Origin of the sequence: Glycomyces sp. NPDC049804 (genome assembly GCF_040674615.1) — a bacterium.
GTDB classification, from domain to species: Bacteria; Actinomycetota; Actinomycetes; order Mycobacteriales; family Micromonosporaceae; genus Glycomyces; species Glycomyces niveus.
In genome coordinates, this window is the sequence record NZ_JBFAMQ010000023.1 from 43,097 (window position 1) to 51,503 (window position 8,407).

The following is an 8,407-nucleotide window of genomic DNA, read 5'->3' on the forward strand; positions in this document are numbered from 1 at the left end:
CGGCCGGGTCGCGCGCTCGCGCTGCCCGGCCGTTCGCCGTCGTCGTTCCGCTATGCCCAGACCTGGCCGTCGAGGGCGTTCGCCGCGTCGTCCAAGCCGTCCGAGTACGCCCCGGTCGAGAGGTACTTCCAGCCGCCGTCGGCGACGAGCATCGCGATGTCCGCCGGGCGGCCCGCCTTCGCGGCCTCGCGCGCCAGCGCGAGGCCCGCGTGCAGGACCGCGCCCGTGGAGAGCCCCACGAACAGGCCTTCCTCGCTCAGGATCTCGCGGGTGCGCCGCAGCGCGTCCTCGGTGCCCACCGACAGCCGCCGGTCGAGCACCTTCTCGTCGTAGAGCTCCGGCACGAACCCCTCGTCGAGGTTCCGCAGCCCGTACACCAGCTCGCCGTACCGCGGCTCGGCCGCCACGATCTGCACCCCCGGCGCCCGCTCGCGCAGGTAGCGCCCGACGCCCATGAGCGTCGCGGTCGTGCCGAGCCCCGCCACGAAGTGCGTGATCTCGGGCAGGTCGCGCAGCAGCTCAGGGCCGGTGCCCTCGTAGTGCGCGGCCGCGTTCGCCGGGTTCGCGTACTGGTTGAGCATCACCAGGTCGGGACGCTCGGCCGCCATGGCCCGGGCCTTGGCGACGGCCGCGTTCGAGCCGCCCGCGGCCGGGGAGAACACGATCTCCGCGCCGAACGCGGTCAGGAGCTGCCGCCGCTCGAGCGAGGTGTTCTCGGGCATGACGGCGATGAGCCTGTAGCCCTTGCGCCGCGCCAGCATCGCCACGGCGATGCCGGTGTTGCCCGAGGTCGGCTCGAGGATCGTCGCGCCGGGCTTGAGGAGCCCGTCGTCCTCGGCCGCCTCGATCATCTTGGCGGCCACGCGGTCCTTGACCGAGCCGGTCGGGTTCGCGCCCTCGAGCTTCACCCACAGCCGGATGTCGGGCGAGGGCGAGAGCCGCGGGAGGCCGACGAGCGGCGTGTCGCCGAGCGTCGCGGTGATGTCCGTGAAACGTGCCACGGCCAGTCCCTTCTGCGAACTACATGCCGCCCGCGACGGCGGGGAGGATGGTCACCTGGTCGCCGTCGGCGAGCGGGGCTTCGAGGCCGCCGATGAACCGCACGTCCTCGTCGTTGATGTAGACGTTCACGAAGCGGTGCAGCGCGCCCTCGTCGGTCACGACGCGGCCCTTGAGGCCGGTGTGCTGGGCGTCGAGGCTGTCGAAGAGCTTCGCGAGGGTGTCGCCTTCGCCGGTGACGAGCTTCTGGCCGCCGGTGTGGGTGCGGAGGATCGTGGGAATGCGGACTTCGATGGACATGCGGATTTCCTTTGTTCTGTGAGCAGCCGCGAGGACGCTCTCGTCTGGTGCGCAGCGATGAGCTGCAGGACCGGTGCCGCCCGGGGGGGCGGGAGCTCAGTGACAGTCGTAGACGGTCGAGTCGGGGGTGTGCGCGAACTTGTAGCTCTGCACCGCCTCCGGCGCGCCGGTGACCTCGATGGGCTCCTCGGTGATCACCTCGTCGGCGATGCGGAACGAGCGGACCTCGGCGATGTCGGGGTCCTTCGTCGTCACCAGCACGTAGTGGGCGTCCGGCAGCCCCATCTGCGAGGCGATGCCCGCGTCGGAGCGCGACGGGTAGGCCTCGGTGTGGGTGTGCGAGTGGTAGGTCACGACGACTTCCTCGTCGTTGTCCCACATCTGGTCGTAGACCTGCTTCCACTCCTCCGAGTCGAACTCGTAGAAGGTGGTGGAGCGGGCAGCGTTGACCATCGGGATGTGCCTCTTCGGCTCTCCCGTGCCCTCGGGGCCCGCGATGAGGCCGCACGCCTCGTCGGGGTGGTCAGCCCGGGCGTGCGCGACCATCGCCTCGACCAGTTCATGCGCGATCCGCAACACGCAAGCAAGCGTACACGCGGCGCGAGGGGGCCAGAACCCCTCGCTCAGAGCGTGAGACACACCCCTCCACCTGCTACTGAAGGGAATAAACGGACGGGCGTGAACACCGCTCGCTCACGGGGCGCGGGCGCCTTGCAGGTGCATTACGCTCACCGGTATGTCCGTCACGCTGCCGCGCACGCCCCTGTACACCGACCACTACGAGTACACGATGCTCGAAGCGGCCCTCCGCGACGGCACCGCGGAGCTGCCGTGCGTCTTCGAGGTTTTCGGGCGCCGCCTGCCCACCGGCCGCCGCTACGGCGTCGTCGCCGGCATCGGCCGCCTCTCCGAGGCCATCGAGCGCTTCCGCTTCGAGGACGCCGACCTCGAGGACCTCACCTCGCGGGGCGTCGTCAAGCAGTCCACCGCCGAGTGGCTCGCCGACTACCGCTTCAAGGGCGACATCGACGTGTACGCCGAAGGGGAGCTGTACTTCCCCGGCTCGCCCATCGTCACCGTCGCCGGGACGTTCGCCGAGTGCGTGCTCCTGGAGACGCTGACGCTCTCGATCCTCAACCACGACAGCGCGATCGCCAGCGCCGCGGCCCGCATGGTCACGGCCGCGCGCGGCCGCCCGATCCTGGAGATGGGGTCGCGCCGCACGCACGAGGCGGCGGCGATCGCGGCGTCGCGCGCGGCGTACCTGGCCGGGTTCGTGGCGACCTCGAACCTGGAGGCGGGGCGCCGGTACGGGGTGCCGACCTCGGGCACGAGCGCGCACGCGTTCACGCTGCTGCACAAGTCCGAGGTGGAGGCGTTCCAGGCGCAGGTCGACGCGTTCGGGACCGACACGACGCTGCTGGTGGACACGTACGACATCACGCAGGGCATCCGGAACGCGATCGAGGTGGCGGGGCCGCGCCTGCGCGCGATCCGCATCGACTCGGGCGACCTGGACGTGATGGCCACGGGCGCCAGGGAACTGCTCGACGAGCTGGGCGCGCACGACACGAAGATCGTGGTCTCGGGCGACCTCGACGAGTTCTCGATCGCGGCGCTGGCGGCGGCCCCTGTGGACATCTACGGGGCGGGCACGGCGGTCGTGGTGGGCTCGGGCGCGCCGACGGCGCAGCTGGTCTACAAGCTGGTCGAAGTGGAGGGCCGGCCGGTCGCGAAGCGCTCGGAGCACAAGGGCACCAACGGGGGCCGGAAGGTGGCGGTGCGTCGGCACAAGCCGACGGGCACGGCGACGGAGGAAGTGGTGGTCTCCCAAGGGGAGCCGGAGTCGCTGCCGGGCGACAAGCGGCTGCAGACGCCGCTGTTCCGCGGCGGGGGGCTCGTGGAGCAGCCGTCGCTGGAGGAGTCGCGGGAGCTGCTTCGCCAGCGGCTCATCTCGATCCCTTGGGAAGGGCTGAAACTCTCGCCGGGCGATCCGGCGATTCCGGTGGTCCAGCAGCACGGGGGCGCGTAGTCGCAGGGCTTTCGGGATACGATGCGGTTGCCCCTGTCCGCGTTCCACCCCCGGTGCCAGTCAGACCTGCGATCCTCCCCGAAAGGAACCGCCCCAATGGTGTTCAGCAAGCTCAAGGCCATTCTCGGTAGTGGCATCCAAGTCGACACGCTTCTGCACGAGAAGCACGTGGTCCCCGGCGGTGTCCTCAAGGGCGAGGTGCGGATCTCCGGCGCCGAAGTGGACGCCGCGGTGGAGAGCGTCGAGATCGAGTTCACGGCCCTGGTCGAGGACGACTCCAAGGGCGAGGACGCGGCCGGCGCCGTGCACGACTACTTCAAGACCGAGGTCTCGGGCAAGTTCGACCTCGCGAAGGGCACGGCCCACCCGATCCCGTTCGAGGTGCAGGTGCCTTGGGAGACGCCGTTCAACAACGTGGAGCAGCGCCCGCTGGTGGGGGGCATGAAGCTCGGCGTCTCGACGCACCTGTCGCTGGACCAGGCCCTGGACAAGGGCGACCTGGACTGGCTGACGGTGGAGGCGCTGCCGGTGCACAAGGCGGTCTGGGAGGCGCTGGAGTCCTTGGGCTTCGCGTTCCAGGAGACCGACCTGGAGCTGGGCACGATCCAGGGCGCGACGGTGCCGTTCTACCAGGAGGTCGAGTTCTGGGCGACCGAGGGCGAGTTCCACGGGCGCATCCGCGAGCTGGAGGTCGTGTTCGTGGTCGGCGAGGCGAACACGGACGTGGTGTTCGCGGCGGACAACTCGGCGGAGCTGCTGGCACCGGACCTGAACTCGACGATCCGCTTCTCGGTGCCCACCGCGTCGACGGACGTGGTCGAGACGGTCAAGGCCCAGCTGACGCAGTTGGCGGCCCAGAAGGGCGCGTAAGACCAGTTCAAAGCCTTGCAGGGCGGTTCCGCGGATCATCGCGGGGCCGCCTTTCGGCGTTCCCGGGCAAGAAATCCGGGGGGCGGACTTGCACAACGTCTACGTATACGTATAGTCTCTACGTATACCAAGGACGACCCCTGGAAGGAGGTTAAGATGCCGTCATGCCCAACAAGACGATCTACGTCGCCGACAAGGACCTGCCCCTCTACACCCGAGCGCAGGAACTGGCGGGAGGCAACCTCTCCAAGGCGATCTCGACGGCGCTCAAGCGCTACGTCGACGCCGAGGAGGGCCGCCTCGAGGGCTACGAGGAGATCACCGTCCCGGTCGGCCCGGGCACCGGCCGCAAGCGCCAGCGCCAGCGGTTCACCGGCGTCAAGCTCGGCGAGTGGGTCCGCTCGAACGAGAAGAAGGCCGAGATCTACCGGGTCTACCGGTCGCGTTCGGGCAAGTTCGTCATCCACATCGAGAAGACGCCCGACTTCATCCACGAGACCAACGAGACCGGCTGGCGCAAGCTCCTCGGCTTCGGCGAGCAGAGCTACGCCATGAACTACGGGGACGCCTCGCTCGAGGTCGTCGAGACCCTCGAAGCGCTGAAGGCGAAGATCCCGGCCGAGCTGTACCAGATGGTCGCCGCCACGGCGGAGGCCCCGCCGGTGCAGGACCTCGACATCTAGGCCCCGACCCCACCGCCCTCGGACCGCCGGCACCGGCGCGCTGACGACGCCATCCGCGCCACCGGGCGCGTCCCGGCGGTAGACCGCACCCTCCGCAGCCGCGGCGACTCGGGGCGGAGCCCTGCCCACCGACAGTCCACATTGCACTGTCACTGACCCTGGACATCGAGGTGGAACCGTGTTCGAGCTCGGAATGGTGCTCACGCTCTACCCGCCGCCGCAGCGGCTTTCACGCCCGCTGACGCCGCGTCAGGTCGATGTCAGCGCCGTGTCAGCGGACGCGGCCACAGTACTCACATGCCCGGCGAGGGGAACCGAACCGGAACCACGCGAAGACCCCCGGAAGAAGGAATCATGACCAGCAAGCCCGCAGCGATCGAAGCCCGGAACCTCACCAAGTCCTACGGCGAGAAGTCCGTCCTCGGCGGCGTCGACATCTCCGTCCCCGAAGGCACCGTCTTCTCCCTGCTCGGCCCCAACGGCGCCGGCAAGACCACCACGGTGAACATCCTGACGACGCTCATCCCCGCCGGCGGCGGCGACGCGTTCGTCCACGGCAACCACGTGGTGGGCGACGCCGACGCGGTGCGCAAGAGCATCGGCGTCACCGGGCAGTTCGCGGCCGTCGACGGACTGCTGACCGGCCGCGAGAACCTGCACCTCATGGGCCGCCTGCACCACTTGGGCAAGCGGGAGACCAAGCGCCGCACCGAGGACCTGCTGGAGCGGTTCGACCTGGTTGACGCCGCGAAGCGCCCGCCGTCGACCTACTCGGGCGGCATGAAGCGCCGCCTCGACATCGCCATGTGCCTCATGGGCGACCCGAAGGTGATCTTCCTCGACGAGCCGACCACGGGCCTGGACCCGAGCGGGCGCCGCGTCGTGTGGTCGATCGTCCGCGAGCTCGTCAAGAGCGGCACCACGATCTTCCTCACCACGCAGTACCTGGAGGAGGCCGACGAGCTGGCCGACAAGATCGCGGTCCTCAACGGCGGCAGGATCGTCGCCGAGGGCACGCCCGAAGAGCTCAAGCGGCTCGTCCCCGGCGGCCACGTCAAACTCCGCCTCCACCGTGCCGACCAGGTCGAGCGGGCCGTGCAGTCCCTCGCCGCCGTCGTCTCGGACACCGACCCGCTCGGCGTCCAGGTCGCCTCGGACGGCTCGATCCACTCGCTGCGCCGCATCCTCGACGCCATCGACCGCGAGGGCATCGAGGTCGACGAGCTCACCGTGCACACGCCGGACCTCGACGACGTCTTCCTGACCCTGACCGGCCACACCACGAACATCGAGGCCGCGGCCGCCGCCGCGTGACCCGCCCCCACCGACCTCCAAGCCCAGAAAGCAGACTCCGATGAGCACGCTCGCCTACTCCTTCTCCGACACCTCCACCATGCTCCGCCGCCAGTTCAAGCACATGCTCCGCTACCCGTCGCTGACGATCATGCTCGTCGGCATGCCGGTGGTCTTCCTGCTCCTGTTCGTCTACGTCTTCGGCGGGACGATCGGCGACGGCCTCGGCGGCAGCGTTGAAGGCAGCGCCGTCGGCGGCCGCGAGGCCTACCTGACCTACCTGACGCCCGGCATGATGCTCATGGCGATCGTCGCCGCCGTGCAGGGCACCGCGATCAGCGTCGCCATGGACATGACCGAGGGCATCATCGACCGGTTCCGCACCATGTCGATCGCCCGGGTCTCCGTCCTCACCGGACACGTGATCGCCTCAGTGGTCCAGTCCTTCCTGTGCATCGCCGTCACGCTCGGCGTGGCGATCGCGATCGGCTTCCGCCCCGACGCGGACCCGCTCGGCTGGGTCGGCCTGGCCGGCGTCCTGCTGCTGATCTCCTTCGGCCTGACCTGGCTCACCGTCGGACTCGGCATGGCCGCCAAGACCGTCGAGGAGGCCTCCAACACGCCGATGCCGCTGATGCTGCTGCCGTTCTTCGGCTCCGCGTTCGTCCCCACCGAGTCGATGCCGACCGTGATCCAGTACTTCGCCGACTACCAGCCCTTCACCCCGTTCATCGAGGTCGTCCGGGCGCTCCTGTTCGGGAACGCGGTCGGCGGCACGGACCTGGTCCTCACCATCGCCTGGTCGCTGGCCTTCGCGCTGCTCGGTTACGTGATCTCGAAGAAGAAGTTCAACAAGCGCTAAGCGCCGCAAAGCCACCACCAGGAAACACACCCCCGGAGGGCGGGTCGCGAGAGCGGCCCGCCCTCCGGCACGCACCGCCGATGAATCCGCACCGCGAGCCTCGTCTACACCGATACGACACTTCGACCACAAGGAGCACACCATGAACGCGAAGAACCCGAACCAGGGTCCTGCATCCTACTTCCTGTCCATCGAAGAGCGCAGCGGTCGCCCGGTCGAGGAGTGGTTCGCCCTCATCGACGCGAGCGGCCTCACCAAGCAGATGGAGGTCGTGAACTGGCTCAAAGCGGAGCACGGGCTCGGCCACGGTCACGCGAACGCTTTGGCCGCCTACCGCCTCAACCCGGGCAAGTACCCCGCGTTCGTGCGCCCGGAGTAGGGGTGGGGCGCGCCCGCACTTGATGCCGACTCGTGGCTGAGCTGGTGTCGGCGTGCACTGCGACTTGCCGCGCCGCATCGGCCAAGGTTCGGGCGGCAGCGACAACGAGGCAGGATGCGGCGAAGGGCGGGCCGTGCGGCCTTCCGCGCCATGGCAGTCGGAGTTAGAGCAGGCGGCGACACAGAGGTCCCATTCCCCTCCGGCCGGACTTCGGCCGCCCGGCCCGATTCGGTCCCGGTCAGAGCAAGCAGCGACAAAAGGGTCTGAGGGAGGCGCGGGTGTGCAGTGCGGCTGCCCGGCAGCGCTCGCTCCCGGTGATTCACCTTGCGCTGCAGGCAGTCCGACGCCCGATACGAATGTCCCTCATGGATTATTCACTCCTTCGAGTGATGACGCCTCCAACCGACCCATGTCATCATTGAACTACGCACAAACAAGCGAAAACAGCCAGATCATTCGAGAACAGCGGAAGGAGGCGAGGCGTCGATGAGCAGCTGCACCAACACCCCCGGTTCCGCCCGCGCCACCGCCATCCGCTCCGCTCTCGATGACGCCGCCTCGCTCATCAACGCCCAGCACGCCCAGGTCCTCTCCTCGGTGATCGAGATGAAGGAGCAGGGGCTCCACCGCTCGGTGTTCGGGTTCTCCGCCCTGCGGGATCTCCTGGTCTCCCAGTTCGACTTCACCTACAACACGGCAGGATCCATCGCAGCCATCGCGCGGCTGTCGGGAAAGTTCCGGATCCTGGCAAAGGCGGCAACGACAGGGAAAGCCAGGATCGACCAGGTCGCCTATGCTGTCCGCCAGCTCGAGCGAACCCCGGCCATGCGCCTGTTCGCCCGCACCCCCTTCACGACCCCGGCCCCTTCCCCCTTCGATGCCTCGGTGGAATGCGCGACTCCCGAGGCCATGGTCGCTGAGTACTGCGCCCACGCCACCTTCAAGGAGCTGCGTCGTCACCTCGATGAGCTGTGGGCCTCGATCGCTGA

10 protein-coding genes are annotated in these 8,407 nt (G+C 68.9%); 7 read left to right on the plus strand and 3 right to left on the minus strand.

Annotated elements, in window-relative coordinates:
• Positions 1 to 50 precede the first annotated feature (50 nt).
• The 3 genes from AB0K52_RS23925 to AB0K52_RS23935 form a co-directional block, all read right to left on the minus strand.
• A complete protein-coding gene (locus AB0K52_RS23925) occupies positions 51 to 1,001 on the minus strand; it encodes a cysteine synthase (RefSeq protein ID WP_363536436.1) in 951 nt (316 codons plus the stop codon).
• A gap of 19 nt (positions 1,002 to 1,020) precedes the next feature.
• Positions 1,021 to 1,299, minus strand: coding sequence for a MoaD/ThiS family protein (locus AB0K52_RS23930; protein WP_208499640.1), 279 nt, complete (start codon positions 1,297 to 1,299; stop codon positions 1,021 to 1,023).
• A 96-nt stretch (positions 1,300 to 1,395) separates the two neighbouring features.
• Positions 1,396 to 1,878, minus strand: coding sequence for a M67 family metallopeptidase (locus AB0K52_RS23935; protein WP_363536439.1), 483 nt, complete (start codon positions 1,876 to 1,878; stop codon positions 1,396 to 1,398).
• Positions 1,879 to 2,035: 157 nt separating this feature from the next.
• On the opposite strand from AB0K52_RS23935, the gene AB0K52_RS23940 reads away from it, so the two are divergent.
• From AB0K52_RS23940 to AB0K52_RS23970, 7 genes are all read left to right on the plus strand, one after another.
• The gene (locus tag AB0K52_RS23940; protein WP_363536442.1) at positions 2,036 to 3,331 is read left to right on the plus strand and encodes a nicotinate phosphoribosyltransferase; all 1,296 of its coding nucleotides are present in this window, start codon (positions 2,036 to 2,038) and stop codon (positions 3,329 to 3,331) included.
• A 96-nt stretch (positions 3,332 to 3,427) separates the two neighbouring features.
• Positions 3,428 to 4,201: a sporulation protein gene (locus tag AB0K52_RS23945; RefSeq protein WP_363536444.1), complete on the plus strand. Its 774-nt coding sequence runs from the start codon at positions 3,428 to 3,430 to the stop codon at positions 4,199 to 4,201.
• Positions 4,202 to 4,365: 164 nt separating this feature from the next.
• Positions 4,366 to 4,884, plus strand: coding sequence for an EXLDI protein (locus AB0K52_RS23950; RefSeq protein ID WP_363536447.1), 519 nt, complete (start codon positions 4,366 to 4,368; stop codon positions 4,882 to 4,884).
• 354 nt (positions 4,885 to 5,238) lie between these two features.
• Positions 5,239 to 6,198, plus strand: a complete 960-nt coding sequence (locus AB0K52_RS23955) for an ATP-binding cassette domain-containing protein (protein ID WP_363536450.1) — start codon at positions 5,239 to 5,241, stop codon at positions 6,196 to 6,198.
• A gap of 40 nt (positions 6,199 to 6,238) precedes the next feature.
• Positions 6,239 to 7,039, plus strand: coding sequence for an ABC transporter permease (locus AB0K52_RS23960; protein WP_363536453.1), 801 nt, complete (start codon positions 6,239 to 6,241; stop codon positions 7,037 to 7,039).
• 142 nt (positions 7,040 to 7,181) lie between these two features.
• Positions 7,182 to 7,418 carry a DUF4287 domain-containing protein gene (locus tag AB0K52_RS23965; protein ID WP_208499610.1) on the plus strand — a complete coding sequence of 79 codons (237 nt, stop codon included), beginning with the start codon at positions 7,182 to 7,184 and terminating at the stop codon, positions 7,416 to 7,418.
• A gap of 486 nt (positions 7,419 to 7,904) precedes the next feature.
• On the plus strand, positions 7,905 to 8,407 hold a 503-nt coding region (locus tag AB0K52_RS23970; RefSeq protein ID WP_363536456.1), incomplete at its 3' end, for a hypothetical protein.

What these genes read in the sequence shown, in the direction of transcription:
- AB0K52_RS23950 (WP_363536447.1), top strand. Translation starts at nt 4,366, where the DNA reads ATGCCCAACAAGACGATCTACGTCGCCGACAAGGACCTGCCCCTCTAC.
- AB0K52_RS23955 (WP_363536450.1), top strand. Translation starts at nt 5,239, where the DNA reads ATGACCAGCAAGCCCGCAGCGATCGAAGCCCGGAACCTCACCAAGTCC.
- AB0K52_RS23945 (WP_363536444.1), top strand. Translation starts at nt 3,428, where the DNA reads ATGGTGTTCAGCAAGCTCAAGGCCATTCTCGGTAGTGGCATCCAAGTC.
- AB0K52_RS23960 (WP_363536453.1), top strand. Translation starts at nt 6,239, where the DNA reads ATGAGCACGCTCGCCTACTCCTTCTCCGACACCTCCACCATGCTCCGC.
- AB0K52_RS23940 (WP_363536442.1), top strand. Translation starts at nt 2,036, where the DNA reads ATGTCCGTCACGCTGCCGCGCACGCCCCTGTACACCGACCACTACGAG.
- AB0K52_RS23965 (WP_208499610.1), top strand. Translation starts at nt 7,182, where the DNA reads ATGAACGCGAAGAACCCGAACCAGGGTCCTGCATCCTACTTCCTGTCC.
- AB0K52_RS23930 (WP_208499640.1), bottom strand. Translation starts at nt 1,299, where the DNA reads ATGTCCATCGAAGTCCGCATTCCCACGATCCTCCGCACCCACACCGGC.